Here is a 24,391-nt window from a genome sequence, read left to right as displayed (position 1 = left end):
TTCCCTTCGTCGACTGCTGAAAATGACTTCCGGCTTCGTTCTCGGCTCTACCAAATCCTCAACGTACCCCTGAGGGTACGCCTCCGGTTTGGTCTCGCCTGCGGCCTTGCCGGAAAGCCATTTTGAACAGTCTTATCGATAGATCTCGGAGCCGGCTTTCTTAAATTCTTCCGCTTTTTCTTTCATGCCGATTTGGATCGCTTTCTGTTCATCCACTTGCAGCTGCGCGGCATAGTCCCGGACATCCTGCGTGATCTTCATCGAGCAGAAATGAGGGCCGCACATGGAGCAGAAGTGCGAGATCTTCGCGGCATTGTCCGGCAGGGTTTCGTCGTGGAAGAGTTTCGCCGTGTCCGGATCGAGCGACAGGTTGAATTGGTCTTCCCAACGAAACTCGAAGCGGGCCTTGGAGAGCGCGTTGTCTCTGATTTGCGCGCCGGGATGGCCTTTGGCCAGGTCCGCGGCATGGGCTGCGATCTTGTAGGTAATGACGCCGGTCTTCACATCTTCCCGGTCCGGGAGGCCCAGGTGTTCCTTAGGCGTCACGTAGCAGAGCATCGCGCAGCCGAACCAGCCGATCATGGCAGCCCCGATGCCGGAGGTGATGTGGTCGTAACCAGGCGCGATGTCGGTCGTGAGGGGCCCCAGTGTATAGAAGGGCGCTTCCTGACAGACCTTCAGCTGCTTTTCCATATTGACCTGGATCATGTGCATGGGCACATGGCCCGGTCCTTCGATCATGACCTGCACGTCGTGGTTCCAGGCAACCTTGGTGAGTTCGCCCAATGTGTCCAGTTCGGCGAATTGCGCTTCGTCGTTGGCATCGGCAATGGAGCCGGGACGTAACCCGTCGCCCAAACTGAACGAGACGTCGTAGGCCTTCATGATCTCGCAGATTTCTTCGAAGTGGGTGTAGGCGAAGTTTTCTTCATGATGGGCCAGGCACCATTTCGAATGGATCGCCCCGCCGCGGGACACGATGCCGGTCATCCGTTTGGCCGTCATTGGCACATAGGCCAGGCGTACGCCAGCGTGGATGGTGAAGTAGTCCACGCCTTGTTCCGCCTGCTCGATCAAGGTGTCGCGGAAGAGTTCCCAGGTCAGGTCTTCAGCTTTACCCCCGACTTTTTCGAGCGCTTGATAGATCGGCACGGTGCCGATGGGCACGGGCGAATTGCGGATAATCCATTCGCGGGTCTCGTGGATGTTCTTGCCGGTGGAGAGGTCCATCACCGTGTCGGCGCCCCAGCGAATGGACCAGATCATCTTTTCGACTTCTTCTTCGATGGAGGAGGCAACGGCGGAGTTGCCGATGTTGGAGTTGATCTTCACCAGAAAGTTGCGGCCGATGATCATCGGTTCGCTTTCCGGATGGTTGATGTTGGCCGGGATGATGGCGCGGCCACGGGCGATTTCATCGCGGACAAATTCCGGCGTGATCGCGGAGGGGATGCTGGCGCCCCAGGACTGGCCCTGATGTTGGGTGACTCCGCCGCCATGGCCATTCCGCGAGGCCAGTTCGCGCGCCACTTCGCAGGACTGGTTCTCCCGGATCGCGATGAACTCCATCTCCGGTGTGACGATGCCTTTTCTGGCGTAGTGGATCTGGGTCACGTTCATGCCCGGCTTGGCTCGCAGCGGCTTGCGAATGTGCTGAAACCGGAGCTCGTCCAGCTTGGGATCGGCTGCGCGCAGGCGGCCATATAGCGAGGAGACATCCGGGAGTTCGGCTACGTCGTTTCTGCCGAGGATCCAGTTTCTCCGGTAGGGAGCCAGTCCGGCCTTTGCGTCGATCGTGACGTTCGGGTCTGTGTAGGGGCCTGAGGTATCGTAGATCGTGATCGGCTCATTGGGGGTGGGCGTCCCTCCGTTCATCGCCTTCGTCGGCGTCAGGCTGATCTCTCTCATCGGAACCTTCACGCCGGCCTGGGTGCCCGGCACGTAGACTTTGCGCGAGGCGGGGAAGGGCGTGGTCGTCAAGGTCGATCCGGCAGATTTCTGTCCGTTGCCAGTGGCAGATCCGTTGCCGATTGTCTGGTCGCTCATGAGGAGATCCTTTCTCCGAAACGTGAACTGTGCTTAGTAATCAGAAATAAAAAAACCGCACCGAGAAAAGGGGTGCGGCAGAGAGACCAACAGTGTCTGGTTGTTCTCGCTTCCCTACGCTGGTATTACCCAGGTCAGGTTCTGAGGGTCGTCCGTTCGGGCGGACTCTCAGCCACGTGGCTCCCCTAGCTTCGAGCAAGAATCGTATCGCTGGCCCCCTCCGTTGTCAACGGGGTATTAGGCCTATCGGGGGCGAACCGAGTGGACCATCGCCGGTGTAGGACTTCCTCGCAGGGCCGGTTCATTGATTGTCGGTGACCCCTAACGTAGAATGGTGTGGTCTGTCATTTTGCTAGGGAAGCTATGCAAATTATCTCGACACTTCCGAAACCGATCACGGACTACCAGCAACTGTCTGCGGAGGAACTCTTCCGCCGGACGGTTGAGGCAAAACGTGTGCTCGGCGACCGGGTCATGATCCTGGGCCATAATTATCAACGGGATGAAGTCATTGAACATGCGGACTTCCGTGGGGATTCTCTTCTCTTGTCAAAACTGGCAGCTGAGCGGTCAGAGCGACCCTACATCGTGTTTTGCGGCGTGCATTTCATGGCCGAGACCGCCGATATCCTGAGCCGCTCCAAACAAACGGTCATCCTTCCTGATATGGCGGCAGGCTGTTCCATGGCGGACATGGCGGCCATCGAACAGGTCGATCAATGTTGGGAGGAGTTGGGACGGATCATCCCCGTAGAAGAGACGGTCATGCCGGCGGTCTATGTGAACTCTGCCGCAGTGCTCAAGGCCTTTTGCGGCGAACATGGCGGGATCACCTGCACCTCTTCCAACGCGAGGGCGGTGATGGAATGGTGCTGGGCCAGGCGGGGGAAAATCCTCTTTTTCCCGGACGAGCACCTGGGCCGCAATACGGCCAACAAGATGGGATTGCCGCGAGAAGAGATGATCGTCTGGGACCCCTATCAACCCAACGGGGGCAATAGCCGTGAGGCGATCAAGCGGGCAAAACTCATTCTCTGGAAAGGCCATTGCAGTGTGCACCAGATGTTCCAGCCCGTGCATATCGACAATTTCCGCAAACAGTATCCGGACGGGAAGGTCATCGTCCATCCGGAATGCCACGAGGATGTCGTCAATAAGGCGGACCTCTCAGGATCAACCGAGTTCATCATCAAGACGGTGACGGCGGCGCCCGCCGGGTCTGTCTGGGCGGTGGGAACGGAATTGAACCTGGTCAATCGATTGAAGCGGGATCTCACCGACAAGAAGATTTTCTTCCTCTCTTCCACGGTTTGCCAGTGCGCGACGATGTTCCGGATCGATGGAGCCCATCTCTGCTGGGCTCTGGAGAACCTTGTTGAAGGCCATGTCGTGAACCACATCGTCGTGCCGGACGATGAAAAGCGGTGGGCGAAGATTGCGCTTGATCGCATGATGGCGGTCAGCTAGCGGGATCGTGAAAAACGCCTTCAGCTTCGTTCTCGCGTCGCTCAGACCCTCAACGTACCCTCCGGGTACGCCTCGGCCTTTCGCTCGCTGCGGCCTTGCTGGAAGACGTTTTTGACGATCCCGCATCAACGCTATGGGCTGGTGCCCTGGCTGCCATTCCGGTATATTCCTACCCCTGATTCCCATCACGTGCGCAGATTCTCTAGAGAGACCAGATAGGCTATGGATTACAAGGCAACGCTTAATCTCCCCAAGACCGATTTCCCCATGAAGGCGAATCTGCCGCAGCGGGAGCCTGAGCTCCTGGCTTCGTGGGAGCAGGAACGGTTGTACGAACAGATTCAGGAAGCGGGTAAGGGCCGGCCTCTGTATGTCTTGCATGATGGGCCGCCCTACGCCAATGGCCGCATCCATATCGGCCATGCGCTGAACAAGATCCTCAAAGACATCATCATCAAATCCAAGACGATGGCCGGCTTCCAGGTGCCCTATGTGCCTGGGTGGGATTGCCATGGTCTGCCGATCGAACATCAAGTGCTCAAAGAGCTTGGTGACAAGAAAAAGACGCTCGATACTCCGGCTATCCGCAAGCTCTGCCGTGAATATGCGGAGAAGTTTTATACGATTCAGCGGGAAGAGTTTCAGCGGCTCGGCATTCTGGGCGATTGGCAGCGTCCCTATCTCACGATGAATCCCGGCTATGAGGCCACGATCATTCGCGAGTTCGGAAAGTTTGTGGAGCGGGGCGGTGTCTACAAGGGACTGAAGCCGGTGCTCTGGTGCACGGCGGACCAGACAGCCCTGGCCGAGGCGGAAGTCGAATATGAAGATCACACCTCTCCCTCGGTCTATGTGAAGTTCCCGCTGGTTACGTCGCCCACGGTGCTGAGCAAGACCTTCCCCGGCATTTCATTCCCCGGCGGCATCAAGCTGGTCTCTGTCGTGATCTGGACGACGACTCCCTGGACCCTCCCGGCCAATCAAGCGGTCTGTCTCCATGGTGATATCGACTATGCCTTCGTCCAGGTCGGCGACGAGGTCTTGATCGTGGCGGAGAAGCTGGTCGAGAGCATGGCGAAGGGCTGCAAGCTCGAAGGGACGCGAGTATTCGGGGTGAAGAAGGGGAAAGAAGGATTCGAAGGGATCGAGACCCAACGGCCCATGAGCACCGGCCTCTCGCCGATTCTGCTCGGCGATTTCGTGACGCTCGAGCAGGGAACCGGCTGCGTTCATATTGCGCCAGGCCACGGTATGGAGGACTACATCCTCGTCCTGGAACACAATGCCAAGGCGTCGGCGGGAGAAAAGTTGGAGATTCTGGCGCCGGTGGACAACGGCGGGCGCTTTACCGAAATCGTGAAGGAATTTGCCGGCCAGCATGTCTTGAAGGCAAATCCGAAGATCGTGGAGTTCCTCCAGGCCAATGGACGGTTGCTGGGCCATGGCTCGCTGAACCATTCCTATCCCCACTGTTGGCGCTGCAAGAATCCCGTCATCTTCCGCGCCACCGAACAATGGTTCGTGTCGATGGAGACGAACGATCTCAGGAAAGAAGCGCTGGCGGAGATCGAACGGGTCCGCTGGATTCCCTCCTACGGCCGCGATCGGATTAACGGGATGATCCAGAACCGCCCCGATTGGTGTTTGTCGCGGCAGCGGGTCTGGGGTGTGCCGATTCCAGGCTTTACCTGTACCGGTTGTCGGTCTGTCTTGGCAGATCCGACCGTGATCGAGCATCTGGCGACCTTGATGGAATCCAAAGGGGCCGACGTCTGGTTCGAGCAATCGGCTGCCGAGCTGTTACCCAAGGGCACGGCCTGTCCGAAGTGCGGGGGGACTGATTTCGAAAAGGAACGGGATATTCTCGACGTCTGGTTCGAGTCGGGGGTCAGTTATGCGGCGGTGCTAAAGCCGCGCAAGTGGTGGCCGGCCGATCTCTACCTTGAAGGGTCGGATCAGCATCGTGGCTGGTTCCATAGCGCTTTGCTGGCTGGTGTCGTGACGGATCGCCGCGCGCCCTACAAAGCCGTGCTGACCCACGGTTTTGTTCTTGATGGGCAGGGCAAGAAGATGTCCAAGTCGGCGGGGAACGTCGTCGCGCCGCAGGACGTAATCAAACAGTCTGGCGCGGAAATTCTGCGTCTGTGGGTCTCGGCGCAGGACTATCGCGACGATCTCAGAATTTCTCCGGAAATCCTGACCCATATGATCGAGGCCTATCGAAAGATCCGGAACACCTGCCGCTTCCTGCTGAGCAATCTGTACGACTTCGATCCGGAGAAGGATCGCATCCCCTATGAGCAATTGCCCGAGCTGGACCGTTGGGCTCTGCATCGGCTGAGCGAGCTGATCCTGCGGGTCAGAAAGTCCTACGACGACTTTGAGTTTCACACGATCTTCCACGCGCTCAACAATTTCTGTTCGGTGGATCTGAGCTCTGTGTACCTCGATATTCTGAAGGATCGTCTCTATACCTTCCGGGCCGATTCGCCCTTGCGGCGCGGATCGCAGACGGTGCTCTTCGAGATCCTCGTGGCCATGACGAAGCTGATGGCGCCGGTCTTGAGCTTTACGGCGGAAGAGATCTGGCGGACCCTGGCGACTCAACCGGGAGGGAAGCAGGGCGTGAGCAGCGTCCATCTGAGTACATTCCCGGAGGTCCAGCTTCAATGGCAGGATGCCGAGCTGGCTCAGCGATGGGAGAAGCTCTTGGGCTACCGCACACAAGTGCAGGGCGTGTTGGAAGGCAGTCGACGTGACAAAGTGATCGGGTCCTCGCTGGAGGCATCGGTGGAACTTCGAGCCGATGCTGATAGCTATGAGTTTCTCCAGTCCTATCAAAAGGACTTGACCACGCTCTTCATCGTTTCGCAGGTGAAGTTGATTGCCAGTGGCGCGGCCAAAGGCCCACTGGCGATTGTGGCGACGAAGTCCTCGTTTGGAAAATGCGAACGCTGCTGGAATTATCGTGAGGCAGTGGGGGAAGACGCGAGTCACGCCACCTTGTGCGAACGTTGTGTGGAGGCGGTGCAGTGATGCGACGGTCTTTTCGCTATGCGTTCCTGGCCCTGCTCGCCGGCACGATCATCGTGATCGATCAGGTGACGAAACTGTCCATCATGCAGTCGATGCGGCTGCATGAATCCATCCCGATCGTTCAGGATTTCTTCAGCCTAACCTACATCCGCAACCCCGGCGCCGCCTTCGGGCTGCTGGCCGGCAGCAGCAATGCTTTTCGGATGGTGTTCTTCGGGGTGACGTCGCTGATTGCTCTGGCCCTGCTGGGGACGATCCTCTTCCGGTTGCCGGAAAAGGATTGGGTGGGGCAGCTCAGTATTTCCGGGGTCCTGGGAGGGGCGATCGGGAATCTGATCGATCGGTTACGGTATGGGGAGGTAATCGACTTCCTCGATGTCTATGTGAACTCCTACCATTGGCCTGCCTTCAATGTCGCAGATTCGGCGATTAGCGTGGGGGTGGTCTTCTTGATTATTCACTTTGCTTTCGAAAAGAAAGACGAAGCACTCTTGTCTCAAGGGTTTCCTCCCGCTTCCTAGCAGGCTGCTGAAAAATCCCGCCAGCTTCGTTCTCGGCTCATCGAAATCCTCAACGTACCCCTGAGGGTACGCCTCCGGTTTCCACTCGCCTGCGGCCTTGCTGACGGGCTTTTTGAGCAGCCTGTGAGCGCTCTATTAAAACCCGAAGATGTAGAATACGGCAATGCCCATCACGATTCGGTAGTAGGCGAAGGGGCGGAGCGTATGGCGCTTCACGAAGGTGAGGAAGGCGGCGATGACGATCCAGGCGACGGCGAACGACACCAGCATCCCGACTCCGAGCGCCAGATAGTCCTCCTGCCGGAAGAGGTCCCGAGATTTCCACATTTGATAGCAGGTCGCCGCGATGAGGGTCGGAAGGGCGAGGAAGAAAGAATATTCCGTCGCGACTTTCCGGTCCAGCCCGACCAAGAGCCCTCCGATGATCGTGGAGCCGGATCGGGACATGCCTGGTAGTAATGAGGCGCATTGGGCCATACCGATCCAGAAGGCCGATCGCAAGCTGACTTGTTCAAGCTGTTGGACCGTTGGCTGATTACGGCGGGCCTCGACAGCAAGAATGATCAGGCCCCCGACGATGGAGGAGATGGCGACGGTTTGTGGCGTAAAGAGATGGCTCTTGATCCAGCTATGGGTGAGGAACCCGATCGCCGCTGCCGGGAGAAAGGCGAGCCCGAGTCCGAGGAGAAACCAGAGATTCCGGTGGGCCACCCACGATGCTTGCAGGGTTGCCGTCCAGGAGGTGGCGCCACGGGCTCGGATCATGGCCGAGGCCTCCTGCCGTTCACGCCAGGCTTGTCCGGTTATGAAGGCCAGCTTCTGCCGCTCATAGGCGATGACGGCGAGGATGGCGCCAAGCTGGATTGAAATTTCCGCGCTGGCTGCGAGATCTCCTTCGAATCCCAAGGCATGCCCAACGAGAATCAAGTGGCCGGTCGACGAGACAGGGAGAAACTCTGTCAGCCCCTCCACGATACCGAGGATCGTGGCGAGACCGGGGCCCCATTCGTTCATGCGATCTCTTTCTGAGACAGGTGACAGTGCGGACTGCGTATCTGGCGCATATTCACAAAGTGGTGACGGTCCGTCAAGCAGGCGGAGAATTGATCTCAGCCCTCCACGCCGGTCTGCGGGGTCGGGCGACTGGCAAATCTGTTGACAAAGTGAGGGGCTTGGCATACATCAACACCATACGTATAGGTGCCGGACGATCCTCTTCTCTCGACAGGCCTGTTGGATGAGGGCGGTAGCTGGTATCTGTTGCAGGTGCCACGTTTAGTGGATGGGAGGTTTGCATGAAATCAGGATGGATGGCGGCGGTCGTGATGATCGGCGCAGTATCGATGGTCGGGTGTGTCTCTCAAAAGAAATATGATGAAGCGGTGGTCGATGTCGACTCGGCCCGGTCCGAGTTGGAGAAGCTTCGCGCGCAGAAGAACTCGCTGGAACAACAAGTCAAGACGCTCAAGGATCTCAACTCGAAGTTCGGGAATGAGGCTCAAGTCGCTCACGACGAGCTGGAGCGTATCCAGCACGGGCGCGACAAGGAGCGCGGCAGCGCCGAGAGCCGAATTAAAGAACTCGAAGATCGCATCAGGCAATTCGCCCTGCAGAACCGGGCGGTGCATCAGGAATATGAGGATGTGAAGCGGCACAATCAAACGCTCAAGTCCCTGGTCGCCCGGTATCAGAAAGAGCTCAAGGACCAGTCCCGCTCCGCGGCGGGAGCGCTCGAGTCTGCCGTTCCGACTCCGAGCGTCCCATCGGTTGCGGCCCCTGTCCCTCCTGTGACGAGCGCGCCTCAAGCCTTGTCGTCTTCCATGAACATCAATAAGGCTTCTGTCGGGGACATCGTGTTGGTGCTCGGTCTCCCCAAGGACGTGGCCGATCGTATCGTGGCCAACCGCCCCTACCGGGTGAAGGGTGAGTTGGTGGCGAAGAACGTGGTGACTAAAGATATTTTCGACATGATCAAGGATCGGATCAGCGTCGGTCCTTAATCGAAGGCATGGTGCGCAGTTTGACAGGCCGTCCATCGTGTGGTGGACGGCCTGTTTGTTGTTGGGATCGTCGCTGCCAGGTGATTCCCTTCGGCCCTGTTGATACAATGCCACTCACGTAGACGGGGGAACTGGAGAACGAATTGATGCGTCGTGCTATTTTGATCGTCGGAGTGCTGGCCGTTGGAGCCGCCATCGGCGGTTATGTTTTCTTCAATGGGGAGCGGAAAGCGCCGGTCCGTTATCGGAGCGCCGTGGTTGAGCGAGGCTCCGTCGTGTCGCTCGTGACGGCGACGGGCACGATCAATCCGGTCGTGTCGGTTCAGGTCGGGACCCAAGTGTCCGGCATGATCAAAAGTCTGCATGCCGATTTCAATTCGGTGGTCAAGGCCGGCGACATCGTAGCTCTGATCGACCCGGAACCCTTCAAAGCCCGCCGCGATCAAGCAGCCAGCAATCTTGAAATGTCGAAAGCGAATGTCTCGCGGGCCAAAACCGATCTGGCGCAGCGCAAGCGCGAGTTGGATCGGGTGAAGTCGCTGGTGGCGCAGCAGTACGTGTCGCAGAACGACGTGGATGTGGCGACGACGAATTTCCAATCGGCCGAGGCCCAAGTCAACGTGGCTGTGGCGCAGGTGAAACAGGCAGAGGCGGCGTTGAATGCCGCAGAGCTGGATTTGAAGTACACCGTCATCCGGTCGCCGGTGAACGGGATCGTCGTAGCGCGAACCGTGGAGGTCGGTCAGACGATTGCGGCCAGTTTCGCCACACCGAACCTTTTCCTGATCGCGCTCGATTTGACAAAGATGCAGGTCGATACGAACGTCAGCGAGTCCGATATCGGTGGGATCACCGAAGGGAAAGAAGCGACCTTTACCGTCGATGCTTATCCCGGCCATCAATTTTCCGGCACGATCCGTCAGGTCCGTCTTGCCCCGATCAATGTGCAAAATGTGGTGACCTATAACGTCGTGGTCAACGTCGATAATCAAGACCTCCGGCTGAAGCCTGGCATGACGGCAAATGTCTCCATCGTGGTGGCGCAACGAGACGCCGTGCTCAAGGTGCCGAATGCCGCCTTGCGATTCACGCCTCCGACCGCCGGTCCGTCCGATCGTGCTGCGTCAGGCGGTAAACCGGCCAAGGCGAAGAGCGCAGAGCCTCAGGTAGGCGCCAACAGAGGGGCCACGGCAATCAATCGAACCATCTGGAAGCAGGGACCGTCTGGAGAGCCTGAGCCGATTCAGGTTCAAACGGGCATTTCTGACGGGGTGGCCACGGAGATTGTGTCGGAGGAATTATCCGAGGGGACGCCGGTGATTGTGGGAATCGAGCGACCCAAAGGTGAGCGGGGCGGAAAGGATCTGCCACCGGGATTCGGGAGCGGCGGCCAGAAGGGCTCTTCGCGCAACCGGGGCCTGTAGCCACCTGTGACGCGTTGTACGTTTCACCTCTCACGTTTCACGAGATAGGACGATGAGCTCGCTGATTGAATGCGAAGATGTCTGGAAGGTCTATCGCGTCGGCGACGTGGAGGTTCAGGCTCTGCGCGGCCTGAGTCTGACGATCGAGCAGGGCGAGTTTGTCGCGATCATGGGCTCCTCCGGTTCCGGTAAATCCACCCTCATGAATATTCTGGGCTGTCTCGATCAACCCACCAAAGGGTGTTACCGCCTGAACGGGGTCGAGGTCGGGGGGCTGCGGCCAGATGAATTGGCCGGGATCCGCAATCAGCAGATCGGGTTCGTCTTTCAGAGTTTCAACCTGATCCCTCGCACCAGCGCGCTCGAAAACGCCCAATTGCCATTGTTCTATCGAGGGCTGTCGCTCAAGGACCAACGGACGCAGGCCGCGGCGGCGTTAGGGCGTGTGGGGTTGCACGGCAGGGAAGACCATTATCCGACGCAGCTGTCCGGCGGGCAGCAGCAGCGTGTGGCGATCGCGCGGGCGCTGGTCACATCGCCCTCATTGCTCCTGGCCGACGAGCCGACCGGCAACCTGGATAGCCAGTCAAGCCGGGAGATCATGGGAATCCTGGAAGCGCTGAACCGCGATGAGGGCATTACGATCATCCTGGTGACGCATGAGGTGGATGTCGCGGCCTATGCGGCGCGCGAGATCGTGATTCAGGACGGGAAGATTCTCAGCGATCGCCGGACCAAGGCTCGTCCACCATCCAGCCAAGTCGAGGTCCAGATTTAGATGGCGGCGTTTGTCTGGCTCACGATCATGACGGCCCTGCGGATCCTCGGACGGAACCGACTGCGCGCCGGTCTCACGATGCTGGGGATCGTCATCGGCGTGGCGGCGGTCATTGCGATGGTGAGCATCGGCGAGGGGGCTAAGCGGGCCGTGCAGGCGCAGATCGCGACGATGGGCACGAACGTCATCATCATCTTTCCCGGGGTGACCTCTGCGAGCGGGGTCCGGGGTAGTCAGGGGAGCGCCGTGACGCTGACCGTATCCGACGCCTTGGAGCTGAGAAAACGCATTCCCTTGCTGACCGACACCGGCTGGTCACGGCGCGATGTCATGCAAATCGTCTATGGGAACAAAAACTGGAACGGACCGATTAACGGGATCTCCCCAAGCTACCTCACCATTCGAGATTGGTCCTTTACGAGCGGCGGTCCCTTTACCCAGACGGATTTGGACAGCGCAGCCCGGGTCGCGCTCATCGGCCAGACGATCGTGGAGAACCTCTTTGAGCCTGGCGAAGAGCCGGTGGGGGCGGTGATTCGCATTAAGAACGTGCCGTTCCGCGTCATCGGGGTTCTGACGCCGAAAGGCCAGTCCTCTCAGGGCTCCGACCAGGACGATGTGATCTTCATTCCCTTCAGCACGGCGGAACGGAAGGTGTTCGGGACGTCGTTTATCGGGTCCGTCGGGGCCATGTTCGGCTCGACCGATCAGGTTGAAGATTTGCCTCAGGCGGTCGAGCAGATTCGGGAGATCTTGCGGGCGCGGCACCGGCTCCAGACTGAGCAGAACGACGACTTCACGATCCGGACCCAGGTCGATATCGGGAAGGTGCAAGAGGGCACCAGTGAGACCTTGACGATGATGTTGTTTGCCATCGCCTCCGTGTCGCTGCTGGTCGGGGGGATCGGCATCATGAATATCTTGCTGGTGTCCGTGACGGAACGGACGAGAGAGATCGGTGTCCGGATGGCAGTGGGAGCCAAGCGCCACCACATCATGATGCAGTTTCTGATCGAGGCCATGACCTTGAGCCTGGTGGGAGGGGTCTTGGGGATCGCGCTGGGGATCGCCGGAGCCAAGTTGACGACGGTCATCGCCGGCTGGCCGACCATCATTTCCGGCGACGTGATCGTGGTCGCGTTCTTCTTCTCGCTCGTCGTTGGGCTGTTCTTCGGCCTGTATCCTGCCAACAAGGCCGCCAGGCTGAATCCTATCGAAGCGCTCCGGTACGAATAAACGAGGATACTTTGATCAGTGCCCGTGCCGTCTGCTAGGAGGCGGATGCCGGGGCTAAATGCACTTCGATGCGAGGGTTGTCCTTGTCGATGTGTTTGTAGAGGTGGGTTTCGACGATGCGGTTGTCGTTGAGGCCGAGCCCATCGCAGAGGGCGTCCTGCGCGATCTTGAGCCCGCCATCCACGTCCCGTCGGAGACCCGACGTAAAATAAAATCTGATGGAGAGGGCGAGCCACTCGGACTGGAGTCCTGCCAGCAGGGCAGTTCGGTGAGGGGATTGTGCCAGTTTCAGCCAGACGACTTGTCCTACCTGGGCCTTATAGGCGCGACCAGCAGCAGAGAGCAATCTCCGTCCGTTCACCGTGGCATATTGATGGTTCACGCTGGGGGGCATCGGGAGGGTCAGGGCTATCGCATGATTCCCGGCCTGTGGTTGTGCTGATGGAGCTGCTGGCATGAGGGAACGGGGAGTGGTTTTCGCCGCAGTTCGTGGTGCGGCCACTTTCTTGTCGGGGTTCCGGTAGGAGGTCACGCGAACGGCGCGGGGAGAAGAGAGAAGCCGGGTCTGGCGCCGGAAAATTGGCATGGCGCTAGCTTAGAGGAGATTGAGAATTTTGGACATGTTCTGTTCGTATCGCTCTTCGGATCTGGCGAGGTAGCGACGCCATTCGCTTGGATTCCAGATTTCCATGCGATGGTACAGGCCGACGAGAATGATTTCCTGGTCCTCATCCAAGGGGATGAGTTTTCTGAGGCGGCTGGGAATCAGGATGCGTCCGGCCTTGTCGAGCTCTGATGTGCCGGCTTCCGACACGATGTGGTGCATGAACAGCCGGCTCTGGTCTTCATCGAGCGTGGCTTTCGTCCGTTCGAGGACTTTCTCCCACTCTCTCATCGAGTAGATGAGCGTCGATTCTTCCGGGCCTTTGAGGAAGACGACCGCCTGTCCGTCCGACTCGACCTGCTCACGAATGGGCGAGGGGACGATAAACCGTCCCTTCTCATCCACTTTGCAGAGGTACTCACCGGCAAACATCAATGGGTCCTGTTCGTTACGACGCCAGCTGGGCTTTGGTGCGATCGCGAATCCACTGTTCCAGATCCGAACGTACGAAGCGCCATTCTTTCCCAAGCTTGAAGGCGGGAATCTGGCGACTCCGTAGATAGCGGTAGAGCGTGCGCGAAGTGATCTTGAGATAACGGCAGGTCTCCTCCGCCGTCATCAGCTCGCTCTTGGGCTCGTTGGCCATTCAAAAACCTGGTGCAATAGGGATCCATATGCCTCACGAGGCTTCGGATACTGTCGTCAGGGTAGGAAAATGTGAGCAATCTGTCAAGTGAAAATGCATGACAGTGCATGTCAGTGCCATCCGGCTCTGGCAGGCTACTGAAAAAATCCGCCAGCGTCGTTCTCGCCTCGAAAGCATCCTCAACGTAGCCAGAGGCTACGCTTCCGGTGCGTTCATCGGCTGCGGCCTTGCTGGACGGCCTTTTTGAGCAGCCTGAGGGAAAGCTATGGTGCTGTTTGGTTGTTTCAACCTCTGCCAGAGGATCGTGCTGCCTGTTCGGCCACGAGTCGATCCGGCACCAGGTCCGTCTCAATAGTCCTGGCCAACGTCAGGGCAAAGACCGGCCCGCTGCCGGCTTGTCGGAGAGTTTTTGCGCATTCGTGCAATGTTGTGCCGGTGGTGAAGACATCATCCACGAGGAGGATGCGTTTCCCCGTGAGATCTTGGGGCCTGCGGACGGTAAAGGCTTTCCGAAGATTTTTCAGTCGTGCCTGTCTTGTCAATGTGGTTTGGGGATCGGTGGCGGTGATCCTGACGAGGTGGGTGGCTGAAACCGGGCGAGCTAGATGACGTCCGAGCTGATCGGCTAGCAGCAAGGATTGGTTAAACTCCCGTCCTCGCAAGCGGATTGAGTGTAAGGGGACAGGGATAATCATATCGGCGTCGATCTCGCCAGGCAGGGCGTCGATCATGAGGCGCGCGAGCGGCTTGGCGAGTGTATATGTGCCGTGATACTTGAACGAGCAGATGGCGTCCTTCAGGGGTGGAAGGTAGGGGAAGAGGGTCCAGGCCCGTTGAAAGGCCGGAGGCCGCTCCTGACAATGTTGACAGTGATGGTTCGGCGTATAGGTCGTGGCAGCTGGCGAGACAAAGGGCTGATCGCAGATGGCGCAAGCCGGTTGCTGGAGCGGGCGGATGCTCTGCCAGCACATTGTACAGAAGCAGGGGACCGGGTCAGTGCCGAGCTCAGTCCCACAGCTCAGACATTCCACCGGCAAGACAAACCGGAGGGCCTGGCGGCACCAGCCAATGAACCGATCCTTGGTGCATGCACGTAACATCGCAGGAGGCGCTCTCCTCAACGTTGCTCTGTGTTTCTTCTAAGAGAATAGGCCGCGCCAGTCAAGGTTGTTGCTCTATAAATGGTTGTGATATACGAAGGCGGCAGGTTGCAAGGCTAGGAATGGAGAAGTCGCTCAGCATGGTGAGGCTCGACCAGGTATCGAAACAGTATGAGCGGGGCGGCGATATCATCACCGGGCTCGATCGGGTCACGGTCGAAGTGGCAGAGGGAGACTTCTGCGCATTTATCGGCCCCAGCGGTTGCGGGAAAAGCACTTTACTCAACCTCGTTGCAGGGCTGGATGCGCCGACTTCGGGAGAGATCTTTCTTGAAGGCCGGTCGACCAGCCGGTTTACGAGCGATGACTGGACGAGGATCAGGCGGGATACGGTCGGGATTATCTTCCAGGCGTTTCATTTGATTCCCGGACTGACGGCGGCGGAGAATGTTGCGTTCCCCCTGTTGTTGCGCGGAGAGCGAGGGACATCGGTCCAAACCCGCGTCGAAGAAGTGCTGGAGTTGGTCTCGATGACGGCGCGGCGCCACCATCGCCCCAGCGAGCTCTCTGGCGGGGAACAACAGCGGGTGGCGATGGCGCGCGCGATCGTGCATCGGCCCCAGATCATTCTGGCCGACGAGCCGACCGGCAATTTGGATTCCCAGCATGGAGCGGAGATCATTCTCCTCCTCCGGTCGCTGGTGCAGCGTTTTCGCCAAACCGTTTTATTAGTCACCCACAGTGTCGCGGCGGCGGACGCAGCCGATTATGTCTGGACCATGAAGGATGGGCAGCTCGTGGCGAAAACGTCGCGCGAGCCTCTTACGATAGGAGCGTGATGGATCTTTCGATTACGATTGCCGGCGTGCGATTCCCCAGTTGCATCATGAATGCTTCTGGAGCCCTCTGTGTCACGCGTGAGGAGCTGCTGGCCCTGGGCCGGTCCCATGCCGGCGCCATCGTCACCAAGTCGATGACGGTCGAACCGCGCGACGGCAATCCCGCGCCCAGGTATTATGGATTTTCCGGCGGCTCCATCAATTCCATGGGCTTGCCGAACCTCGGATACAAGGTCTACGCTGCGCTCATTCCTGAGTTGAAGACGCTTGGGAAACCGGTCATCGCCAGCGTGGCCGGCCTTTGTGAAGACGATTTTTTGACGATCGCAGCCACGATTAATGCGGCAAAGCCTGATTTGATCGAGGTCAATCTCTCCTGCCCCAACATTCCAGGCAAGCCCCAGATCGGCTATGACGCAGAAGCCTCCGAGCGTCTGTTGAAGCGGGTTCGCAAGGTGATCACGGTCCCGATGGGGGTTAAGCTGCCGCCCTACTTCGATCCGGCCCATCACAAAGTCATGGGCGACGTGATCGGCCGCTGCGGGGTCGATTTTCTCAACCTGATCAACTCGGTCGGTAACGGGCTCGTGGTCGATCCTGAGCGCGAGGAGGTCGTCATCAAGCCAAAGGGCGGGTTCGGCGGGTTGGGTGGCACGATCATCAAGCCGGTCGCACTGGCCAATGTCCGGGCCTTTTGGAAGATTTTCGAAGGGCGCATCCCGATTATCGGGACCGGCGGCGTGGTCAATGGGGTGGATGCCTTCGAACATGTGCTCTGTGGCGCCTCGGCTGTGCAGATCGGGACGGTCTTGGTCGAAGAGGGGCTCGGTGTGTTCGTCCGGTTGGAAACGGAGCTGGCGGCCCAGCTCAGCAAGAAGGGCTATACGAAGCTGGAGGACTGCCGGGGCAAGCTGAAGGAATTGTAGATCTACTTCGTCCCGAACGTCTTGGCCAGGAGGCCCAGTTGCAGCGCCCGTCTGAGCAGTTGCGCCACGTTCCTCACGTTCAATCGTCGCATTAAGTTGAATCGGTGCACTTCGACCGTGCGCACGCTGATCTCCAGCACTTCCGCAATTTCACGGTTCGTCTGCCCGCTCGCCACGAGACGAAGGATGTCACGCTGCCGAGGGGTGAGGAGGTCGGCGTCGCTTTCCTCTTGCAGGGGCTGGATTTTGTGGATCAGGGCAGTTTTTTCGCTCATCATCAATCTCTCCTCATCAACTCACGCAAGTCTAGCAAAGGTATGTATCGCTGTAAACGAAACGACTCATTTGTGCAGAGCCCTGTTGCCAGCCTACGTATTGTCATTCGTCTTCGTTCCTCGTCCACCATGATTTGCGCGGTTCATTCCCTGTCTAGGCCCTAGATGACTATACCACTCGCGTTCCATATCGCCTTGATCCGCGCCCATGCAAGCCAGAAGCCGTTTCGCGCATTGCTGAGCATTGCCGGGGTGGCCCTGGGTGTCCTGGCTTCCGTGGCCATCGGGACGGCGAATATTCACGTACTACGATCCTTCGAGCAAACGGTCACAACGGTCGCCGGGCCTGCTTCATTGGAAATTGCAGGTCATGATCTCGGAGTGGATGAATCGGTGATCACGGCGGTCCGTGCGGTCGAGGGGGTGGTGAGCGCCTCTCCGGTTATTGAAGATTCGGTCGTGCTGACCCAGGGGGAACAGCGAGGGCAGGCGCTTCAGATCGTGGGGTTGGATCTCCTCGCGGAGGCCGGGACCCGGGGATTTCAGATCCAGGCTGATGCAGAAGAGGCGCTGGAGACCCTGTTGGCTCCAGACTCGCTCTATCTTGGCCGCCAGGTTGCGGCCGACTGGAACCTGGGAGTCGGGAGTCTTGTCGAGGCGACGGCGGGAGGGCGTCTCGTGCAACTGCGAGTCGCCGGGCTCCTTCACAACGACGAGTCCCGTTCGTCCCTCTGGGATCGGCTGGCCGTCATGGATATTGCGGCGGCGCAGCTGCTGTTCCACTCAGTCGGGCGATTGGGCCGGATCGAGCTGGTGACGCAGCCTGGCCGACCGCTCGATGAGATTGCGGTCTCGGTGCGGGCGGTGGTTCCACCCCATTTGGTCGTGCAACGGCCGGCGCAACGGACGAAGCAGATTGAAAATATGGTGCGGGCCTTCCAGCTCAATCTGACGGTCTTGAGCTGGGTGGGGCTGCTCGTCGGGATGTTCTTAATCTACAACACGATGGCCTTTGCCGTGGCGCAACGGAGACGCGAGATCGGCATCTATCGTGCGCTCGGCATGACGGAGCAGCGGGTTGCCGGTCTGTTTCTCATGGAAGCAGGGCTGCTCGGTCTTCTGGGAGGGCTGCTGGGGGGGCTCGGCGGGGTCTGGCTGGGCAGCGGGCTGGTGTCGCTGGTGAGCCGGACGATCTCAGATCTTTACGCGCCGGTGACGTCAGGCTGGTTGATCCTGTCGTTCGACCTGTCAACATTTCTGGCCGTAGCGAAGGGACTGTTGCTCGGAACCTTGATCTCAATGGTGGGGGCCTTGGGTCCCAGTCTGGAGGCAGGCAGGACCGTGACGGTTCGTGCCTTGGCGCCGGGAGACTATGAAATAACGAATCAACTGAGGGCCGGTCTCTTCGGGTGGATCAGCCTGGCATTGTTGGTGTTGGCAGGCCTCTGTTCACTGATGGGCCCGGTCGGAGGCCTGCCGCTCTTTGGCTATCTCGCGACGGTCTGTCTCCTGGGAGCCCTCTCCTGTCTTGCGCCTATTTGTATTAAAGCGCTGAGCTGGCGCTCTTACAACAAGAACAAGACGATGGCGCTCGGGGGGAGCCTCCGGCTTATTGCGGCGGACCAGGCTGCGCGCCATCCTGGCAGGAATGCGGTGACGGTGTCGGCCTTGATGGTGGGACTGTCGATCATGATCGGTGTGGCCGTGATGGTTCGCAGTTTTCGTGGCACGGTTGAGGTCTGGGTGAACGAGACCGTGATGGCCGATCTCATCGTGGCTCCGCAATCCTGGCTCCAGGGCAAGCAAGCAGGGCAGGCGTCCCGTTCCCTCCCTGGGAACTGGCTGGCGACCCTGTCGGCAATCGAGGGCGTTGCTGCAGTCGATACCTACCGGGAGGTGCATGTGGAAGTGGCGGGCCAGACAGTCTCGTTGGTCTCGCGCGATCTTCTGCTCCATGCGCAGCGTAGCCGGTATCTGATGGTTCATGGAGACTCGACCGTGGCGTTGCAGCGTGCCGCCGAGACTGGAGGCGTCCTCCTGTCGGAAGTGTTGGCGACTCGACTGGGGCTTCACGAGGGAAGCCAGGTTTCAATCATGACGCAGACTGGGCCAGTGGCTTTGTCGGTCGAGGGAATCTTCTACGATTACGCGACCGACGGAGGAAAGATGGTGATGGATCGAACCTGGTATCAACGATATTGGCAGGACGACCGGGTGACCGTGTTTCCTGTCTACCTGGCTGCCGGGGCCGATGCGAAACAAGTCAGGCAATCGATTGTCGCGCAGGTTGCAGGGCTGGACGGAGTGACGGTTTCGCCTTTGGTGATCAGAAACCATGAGCTGCGGAAAGAGATTCTCGATATCTTCGATCGGACCTTCGTCCTGACCTATGTCCTGGAGGCCATTGCTGTATTGGTGGCGGTGCTAGGCATCGTCAATACATTAGTGACGGCCGTGCTGGAGCGGCGACGTGAGTTCGCCACCTTGCGGGCGATCGGCGCCAGTACGAGGCAGGTCGAACGGTTAGTTTTGTGGGAAGCGGCCTATCTCGGGCTGATCGGGGCGGTGCTGGGCGTTGTGGGGGGGCTGCTGCTGGCCCTCCTGCTCATCCACGTGGTCAACAAACAGTCCTTTGGATGGACGATTCAGATGACGGTTCCAGGCGGAGTAATTTTACAGGCAGTCGCACTCGCACTCACCTCTGCCCTGGTGGCTGGCTATTGGCCGGCTCGCTGGGCCGCCAGGCAGCCGCTGGTCGAAGGATTGCGCGAGGAATAGAGAAGCGGTGGCCTGTTAGTTCGCGACCGGTTGCTGATGCTCGACTTCAATTTTAAAGTCGAGATCTTCGATCATGCCCCAGACTTCTGGTCCTGGCGCGCCTGGTGTCGTGAGGTAGCCGTTTCGTCCTCCTTGCCCATGTTATCGATAGACTTCATCATGGGTTCCGATATCAAGCAGGATGATCTCTTTCTTGGTCACTCTCAACGTGAGAGTGACGCGGTACGAATGAGTCACGCTGACGGCGTGCAGCCCTTCCAATTCTCCTTTGAGTGCATGCAATCGGAGATGTGGCTGAAAGGGATCGGTTTCCAGACTGCTGAGAACTTTGGCAAGCGGTTTCTTTAGCTGGGGGTGGGCTCGCGTGAACTTGGCCGCGCGCCGATCGAAATAGCTGGTCGTGACCAGCGTATACATCAGGATTTGAGTCGGAGTTCGTCGATGAGTGTTTGCGCTGTGACGTGACGGACACGTCCTTCCTTGAGATCTTCTAAAGATCGGCGGATTCGGCTCACGTACGATTTGCGATATCGCTCAGACAATTCCCGATACTGCTCTTCTGCCATGATGACGTAGGTGGGCTCCTTGCCCCTGAGGACATGGACCGGGCCGCGTTTCAGAGCTTTGTCGATGGCGGAAAGCCCTCGTCGCTTGATCTCTGTCGCGGGGATTGCTTTTTGCAGCACACTGGTAGAGCTTCGCATGGAGGTACTCTATCCCAAGATTTCGACTACGGCAAGCCATTCCCTGTGCCAAGGGAGTTGGGTGGGGAGAGAGATGGGTGTCTGGACCCGTTTCCTACTTTGCGACCGGTTGCTGATGCTCGACTTCAATTTTAAAGCCGAGATCTTCGATCATGCCCCAGACTTCTGGAGCGGGGGCTCCTGGCGTTGTGAGGTAGTTGTTCACGAAGATGGAATCGGCTGGATAGAGTGCCAAGGGCTGGAGACTCCGTAGATTATGCTCACGGCCTCCGGCCACGCGGAGTTCGGTGCGTGGGTGCAGGAACCTGAAGAGGCAGAGCACTTTCAGGCAGCGTTGAGGGGTCAGATTGTCACAGTTCTCCAGCGGCGTGCCAGTGGCTGGATGGAGCGTGTTGAGCGGAATCGAGTCAGGTTTCACGTCGATCAGGGCCATGGCTAGGTCGATGAGGTCCTCGTCCTTCTCTCCCATGCCCACGATCCCGCCGGAGCAGATCTCCAATCCTGCCGCTCGCGCGTTCTGGATGGTGTTGAGCCGGTCTTGGAACGTGTGGGTGCTGCAGATGGAGGAATGAAAGGCTTCGCTTGTATTCAAGTTGTGATTCACCCGATCGACTCCCGCTTCCTTCAGTCGCTTGGCCTGTTGCTCGCTCATGAGGCCCAGTGAACAGCAAATCTGAATCGGAATCTCCTGCTTGATGGAGCGGACAGCTCCTGCGATTTCGTCGATTTCCCGATCCAACGGACTCCGGCCGCTGATGACGATGCAATAGCGTTGGGCCTTTGAGGCGGCTGCTTGTCTGGCTCCGTCGATCATCTGCTTTTGGGGCAAGAGGTTGTAGCGCTCGATGGGGGCGGTGGAGGTCGCAGATTGTGAGCAGTAGTGACAATCTTCCTGGCAGGCTCCGCTCTTGGCGTTTTGCAACATCTGGAGGCGCACGGTCTTGCCAAAATAGCGGGATCGAACGGTAAAGGCGGCCTGGAGAAGTTCCAGCAATCGTTCATCGGGAGTGTCGAGCACGGCCTGGCATTCGTTTCTCGTCAGCGTCTCGTCGCGCAAGGCTTTAGCAGCGAAATCCTGATAGTCGACCATGGGAGACTCCATCATCTGTAGAAGTTGAATTGATTGCGATGCGGATGGCTGTGCCTCTGTCAGGCAGCCGGACTGGCTGAAAACCTACACGGTTTCGAAGGGAGAAGCAATGCCCTGGTAGGGGACTTCAGAGACCTGGAGGGGGCCGCTGTCTTGAGTGGAGACCGTTTGGCCGGCATTCGGCCAGGGCAATGCCACGAAGGTATTCCAGGTTCCGCAACGGCGGCAGCGTCCGGACCATTCGGTCGATTCCTGCTGGCAGGCGGTGCAGACGTAGGGGACGACGACGCGTTTCTTGAAGTGGAGGGCTTTCTTGAGTTCCACGACGGCCTGCTCCATGTGCTGCTTGCGCAGGAACAGATTGGCCATGATTTTGTGGTAATCGACCAGCTGATCCTGGATTCCTTCGACGGTCGAGAGGATGTCGAAGGCTTCGTCGACCATTTCCAGTCGATAGTAGAGTTTGCCCAAATAAAACTGCAGGGCCGGATTGTTCGGGTCCTGATGAAGGGCGTCCTGATAGACCCGGATAATTTCACCTGGTTCGCCTTGCTCGAGAAAGAGTTCTTCGAGCCGGTGCAGGATGATGATGCTACGGGTCTTGGCATAGACCTTTTTAAGGATTTCAACGGCCTGTTTGGTTTTGCCTTCCCGGATGAGGATTTCGCCGATACCGATATAGGCGGGCAGAAATGTTCGGTCTTTCTTGATGGCGCCGCGGAAGTAGCGCCGTGCTTTGTCCGGGTGGCCCCGCTCCAGTAGCTGCCGCCCCACTTCATAGGTGCAGCCGGTGAGGAGATGGGCCTCGGCCTTGCGTTCCGGTTCAGGCAGGTTGGCCTTGAGGAGCCGGTGCTGGATTTCGAGCGCCTCGCTCCATTTTTCAAGCCGGATCAAGAGGTCGCGCTCGCGAATGAGCGCCGTCAGGTTATCCGGTTCGATCCGGAGCATTTTGTGCAGAGCCTGCAAGGCGTCTTCATAACGTTTGGCGCCTTCTAAGTCTTTCGCCAGCTCCAGCAGGATTTCGATGTTGCGATCGTCGACGCGGTTCGCTCGTTGATGGAGCCGGATCGCCTCCGCGAAGTTGTCCTCCGCGCGGTAAATGTTTCCCAGCCAGAGCAGCGAGTCAACGCGATTCGGGTCCATGGCCAGGGCCTTCTCGAAGAGGCCGATGGCTTCGACGGTGCGCTTGGACATGAAGGCATGGGTGCCTTCACGATGGAACGCGTCGATCTTTTCCTTGCGCCGCAATAGCCGCGCGCTGCGCCAGTTGCCGATGGCATGGGCGGTTTGTCTCATGCCCACGGCCAAGGTGACGAGCACGGCGCCGAGGGCCATGGAGAAGACGACGAGGGTGACGGGGCTCAATTGAAACTGGATGGAGGGGCTGGTCTTGATGTCGACCGTCCCAGGGTTCAATTCGCGGAAATAGCTGTAGAGGAAGATGCCGAGGCAGATCAGGAAAATGGTGGTGAGCAGTCGGAGCATCGGGCTAGGCCTTTTTCTTCGTCGGCGCCTTCTTCATCGGTGCTTTTTTGGCCGGGGCCTTTTTCGCTGGGACCTTTTGGGTCGGCGCTTTTTTCACCGGTATTTTTTTCGGCTTCTTTGCCGGCTCTGGGGCTGCCGCCTGTTCTACGACCGGTGGTTCGTCAGACACGGGGATGCGTTTCGCGTCGGCCCACAGCCGTTCGAGGGCGTAATGGCCCCGGACGTCTTGCCGGAAAATATGCGCGATGACGTCGCCGAAGTCCATCAGGACCCATTGCGAATTTCTTGCGCCTTCGATGCTGCGTGCTTTGGATCCGGAGCGCGCGAGGACGCCGTTGATGTGATCGGCGATCGCGCTGGCCTGGCGATCCGAATCTGCAGAGCCGATGACCAGGTAATCGGCAACGGAGGTCAGAGGCGCAACCTGGAGGACGATGACGTCGGTGGCCTTCTTATCAAGCATGCCCTGTGCAATGGCGAGGGCCGTGGATCTAGCGGTTCGTGTGATCGCGGTCCTCTTGGTAGAGATGATGCTGGAGTATATAAGATTCCACCGGGGGCGGCAATAGATTTGCAACGGGGAGTCCTTGTCTGATGCGCGAGCGAATATCCGATGCGGAGATCGGGCAGGGCGGTAGTTTGAGACAGATCAGGCCCTGCGTGCCGAGTGGCGCTGTGATTTGGGAAATTCGCTCTGCATCCAGGTCCGCCAGGGAGGGGTAGGGAATCGGTGGAAGCAGTCGGACCGTGGACAGAGAACGAAACGACTGGCCTGGCCTGGAGAGGATGACGAACTGGCAGAGCTCCAGCAAGGCTTGCGGGTCACGCCAGGAGGGAAAATCCAGAAAGGCATCGAGCCCGACCAGGAAGAAGAGCTGGGTCTGCGCGCCATATTCTTGCTGCAGCAGGCGAACTGTGTCGATGGAGTAGGACTTGCCTGGCCGGCGGAGTTCGACATCCGAGATGGCCAGCGTCGGGTCTGAGGCGATGGCCAGACGGACCATTTCGTACCGGTCTTGGGTCGGGGCCAGGCTGGCATTGTGTTTATGGGGAGGGTGTCCCGTGGGAATGAAGAGGATCCGGTCGAGTCCGAGGGCCTCGCGCGTCTGGCGCGCAATGGCCAGGTGACCGTTGTGTATGGGGTTGAAGCTGCCGCCGAGGAGTCCTAGCCGAAGAATGCCTGAGTGCTTGGTGCTGGGCACTGAAGGCTGAGAATCAGAGTTGGTCGACATCATAATCTCAGCACTCGGATCTCCGTATGCACATCTAGTAGGCTGCGGAAAAACTCGGTACGCACACAAACATGGTTGGAATATTTCGTATCGTGCCGGAGTTTGAATAACCTCAGGATGCTCAAAAAGGCCGTCCAGCAAGGCCGCAGCGAGCGAAGAGGCGAAGCGTAGCCTTGTGGTACGTTGAGCCTCTGAGCGATGCGA

23 protein-coding genes and 1 riboswitch are annotated in these 24,391 nt (G+C 58.7%); of the genes, 10 read left to right on the top strand and 13 right to left on the bottom strand.

Going from position 1 to position 24,391, the window contains the following annotated elements; translation table 11 throughout:
- Nucleotides 1–132 precede the first annotated feature (132 nt).
- A complete protein-coding gene (thiC, locus tag NT179_05110; protein MCX5721394.1) occupies nucleotides 133–2,046 on the bottom strand; it encodes a phosphomethylpyrimidine synthase ThiC in 1,914 nt (637 codons plus the stop codon).
- A 94-nt stretch (nucleotides 2,047–2,140) separates the two neighbouring features.
- A riboswitch (TPP riboswitch) is annotated at nucleotides 2,141–2,243 on the bottom strand.
- Nucleotides 2,244–2,409: 166 nt separating this feature from the next.
- Between thiC and nadA the strand changes: the two genes are divergently transcribed.
- The 3 genes from nadA (at nucleotide 2,410) to lspA (ending at nucleotide 7,070) form a co-directional block, all read left to right on the top strand.
- Complete coding sequence (gene nadA / locus NT179_05105) at nucleotides 2,410–3,513, top strand: quinolinate synthase NadA (GenBank protein ID MCX5721393.1); 1,104 nt, start codon at nucleotides 2,410–2,412, stop codon at nucleotides 3,511–3,513.
- Between the two features lie 222 nt (nucleotides 3,514–3,735).
- Nucleotides 3,736–6,549, top strand: coding sequence for an isoleucine--tRNA ligase (ileS, locus tag NT179_05100; GenBank protein ID MCX5721392.1), 2,814 nt, complete (start codon nucleotides 3,736–3,738; stop codon nucleotides 6,547–6,549).
- A complete protein-coding gene (gene lspA / locus NT179_05095) occupies nucleotides 6,549–7,070 on the top strand; it encodes a signal peptidase II (protein ID MCX5721391.1) in 522 nt (173 codons plus the stop codon). Before ileS ends, lspA begins: the two co-directional genes overlap by 1 nt.
- Before the next feature lie 135 nt (nucleotides 7,071–7,205).
- Here lspA and NT179_05090 read toward each other — a convergent pair whose 3' ends face one another.
- The gene (locus NT179_05090) at nucleotides 7,206–8,084 is read right to left on the bottom strand and encodes an undecaprenyl-diphosphate phosphatase (protein MCX5721390.1); all 879 of its coding nucleotides are present in this window, start codon (nucleotides 8,082–8,084) and stop codon (nucleotides 7,206–7,208) included.
- 281 nt (nucleotides 8,085–8,365) lie between these two features.
- On the opposite strand from NT179_05090, the gene NT179_05085 reads away from it, so the two are divergent.
- From NT179_05085 to NT179_05070, 4 genes are all read left to right on the top strand, one after another.
- The gene (locus NT179_05085) at nucleotides 8,366–9,070 is read left to right on the top strand and encodes a helix-hairpin-helix domain-containing protein (protein ID MCX5721389.1); all 705 of its coding nucleotides are present in this window, start codon (nucleotides 8,366–8,368) and stop codon (nucleotides 9,068–9,070) included.
- 146 nt (nucleotides 9,071–9,216) lie between these two features.
- Nucleotides 9,217–10,494: an efflux RND transporter periplasmic adaptor subunit gene (locus tag NT179_05080; GenBank protein ID MCX5721388.1), complete on the top strand. Its 1,278-nt coding sequence runs from the start codon at nucleotides 9,217–9,219 to the stop codon at nucleotides 10,492–10,494.
- Nucleotides 10,495–10,555: 61 nt separating this feature from the next.
- A complete protein-coding gene (locus tag NT179_05075) occupies nucleotides 10,556–11,272 on the top strand; it encodes an ABC transporter ATP-binding protein (GenBank protein MCX5721387.1) in 717 nt (238 codons plus the stop codon).
- Nucleotides 11,273–12,508: an ABC transporter permease gene (locus NT179_05070; protein MCX5721386.1), complete on the top strand. Its 1,236-nt coding sequence runs from the start codon at nucleotides 11,273–11,275 to the stop codon at nucleotides 12,506–12,508.
- A gap of 34 nt (nucleotides 12,509–12,542) precedes the next feature.
- Here NT179_05070 and NT179_05065 read toward each other — a convergent pair whose 3' ends face one another.
- From NT179_05065 to NT179_05050, 4 genes are all read right to left on the bottom strand, one after another.
- Nucleotides 12,543–13,094: a RusA family crossover junction endodeoxyribonuclease gene (locus tag NT179_05065; protein MCX5721385.1), complete on the bottom strand. Its 552-nt coding sequence runs from the start codon at nucleotides 13,092–13,094 to the stop codon at nucleotides 12,543–12,545.
- A 9-nt stretch (nucleotides 13,095–13,103) separates the two neighbouring features.
- Nucleotides 13,104–13,544, bottom strand: a complete 441-nt coding sequence (locus NT179_05060; GenBank protein MCX5721384.1) for a hypothetical protein — start codon at nucleotides 13,542–13,544, stop codon at nucleotides 13,104–13,106.
- A 16-nt stretch (nucleotides 13,545–13,560) separates the two neighbouring features.
- Complete coding sequence (locus tag NT179_05055; GenBank protein ID MCX5721383.1) at nucleotides 13,561–13,758, bottom strand: helix-turn-helix domain-containing protein; 198 nt, start codon at nucleotides 13,756–13,758, stop codon at nucleotides 13,561–13,563.
- 284 nt (nucleotides 13,759–14,042) lie between these two features.
- Complete coding sequence (locus tag NT179_05050) at nucleotides 14,043–14,858, bottom strand: ComF family protein (protein MCX5721382.1); 816 nt, start codon at nucleotides 14,856–14,858, stop codon at nucleotides 14,043–14,045.
- Nucleotides 14,859–14,998: 140 nt separating this feature from the next.
- Between NT179_05050 and NT179_05045 the strand changes: the two genes are divergently transcribed.
- Nucleotides 14,999–15,697 (top strand): ABC transporter ATP-binding protein, encoded by a 699-nt coding sequence (locus tag NT179_05045; protein MCX5721381.1) that lies wholly within the window; start codon nucleotides 14,999–15,001, stop codon nucleotides 15,695–15,697.
- Nucleotides 15,697–16,623 (top strand): dihydroorotate oxidase, encoded by a 927-nt coding sequence (locus tag NT179_05040; GenBank protein ID MCX5721380.1) that lies wholly within the window; start codon nucleotides 15,697–15,699, stop codon nucleotides 16,621–16,623. Before NT179_05045 ends, NT179_05040 begins: the two co-directional genes overlap by 1 nt.
- A gap of 2 nt (nucleotides 16,624–16,625) precedes the next feature.
- Here NT179_05040 and NT179_05035 read toward each other — a convergent pair whose 3' ends face one another.
- Nucleotides 16,626–16,901 (bottom strand): response regulator transcription factor, encoded by a 276-nt coding sequence (locus NT179_05035; GenBank protein MCX5721379.1) that lies wholly within the window; start codon nucleotides 16,899–16,901, stop codon nucleotides 16,626–16,628.
- A gap of 162 nt (nucleotides 16,902–17,063) precedes the next feature.
- Between NT179_05035 and NT179_05030 the strand changes: the two genes are divergently transcribed.
- Nucleotides 17,064–19,676, top strand: coding sequence for an FtsX-like permease family protein (locus NT179_05030; protein ID MCX5721378.1), 2,613 nt, complete (start codon nucleotides 17,064–17,066; stop codon nucleotides 19,674–19,676).
- 141 nt (nucleotides 19,677–19,817) lie between these two features.
- Here NT179_05030 and NT179_05025 read toward each other — a convergent pair whose 3' ends face one another.
- The 6 genes from NT179_05025 to nadD form a co-directional block, all read right to left on the bottom strand.
- The gene (locus tag NT179_05025) at nucleotides 19,818–20,096 is read right to left on the bottom strand and encodes a type II toxin-antitoxin system YafQ family toxin (GenBank protein ID MCX5721377.1); all 279 of its coding nucleotides are present in this window, start codon (nucleotides 20,094–20,096) and stop codon (nucleotides 19,818–19,820) included.
- On the bottom strand, nucleotides 20,093–20,380 hold the full coding sequence (locus NT179_05020; protein ID MCX5721376.1) for a prevent-host-death protein: 288 nt from the start codon (nucleotides 20,378–20,380) through the stop codon (nucleotides 20,093–20,095). Before NT179_05020 ends, NT179_05025 begins: the two co-directional genes overlap by 4 nt.
- A gap of 94 nt (nucleotides 20,381–20,474) precedes the next feature.
- The gene (bioB, locus tag NT179_05015; protein MCX5721375.1) at nucleotides 20,475–21,470 is read right to left on the bottom strand and encodes a biotin synthase BioB; all 996 of its coding nucleotides are present in this window, start codon (nucleotides 21,468–21,470) and stop codon (nucleotides 20,475–20,477) included.
- An 84-nt stretch (nucleotides 21,471–21,554) separates the two neighbouring features.
- Entirely contained in the window at nucleotides 21,555–22,955 is a 1,401-nt protein-coding gene (locus NT179_05010; protein MCX5721374.1) for a tetratricopeptide repeat protein, read from the bottom strand.
- A gap of 4 nt (nucleotides 22,956–22,959) precedes the next feature.
- A complete protein-coding gene (rsfS, locus tag NT179_05005) occupies nucleotides 22,960–23,532 on the bottom strand; it encodes a ribosome silencing factor (GenBank protein MCX5721373.1) in 573 nt (190 codons plus the stop codon).
- On the bottom strand, nucleotides 23,447–24,190 hold the full coding sequence (nadD, locus tag NT179_05000) for a nicotinate-nucleotide adenylyltransferase (protein ID MCX5721372.1): 744 nt from the start codon (nucleotides 24,188–24,190) through the stop codon (nucleotides 23,447–23,449). The genes rsfS and nadD overlap by 86 nt, the downstream gene beginning before the upstream one ends.
- Between the last annotated feature and the right edge of the window lie 201 nt (nucleotides 24,191–24,391).

The organism is Nitrospirota bacterium (genome assembly GCA_026387665.1).
GTDB lineage: Bacteria > Nitrospirota > Nitrospiria > Nitrospirales > Nitrospiraceae > Palsa-1315.
The sequence above is the reverse complement of the archived record's forward strand: the minus strand, read 5'-3'. Positions and strand labels throughout refer to the sequence as shown.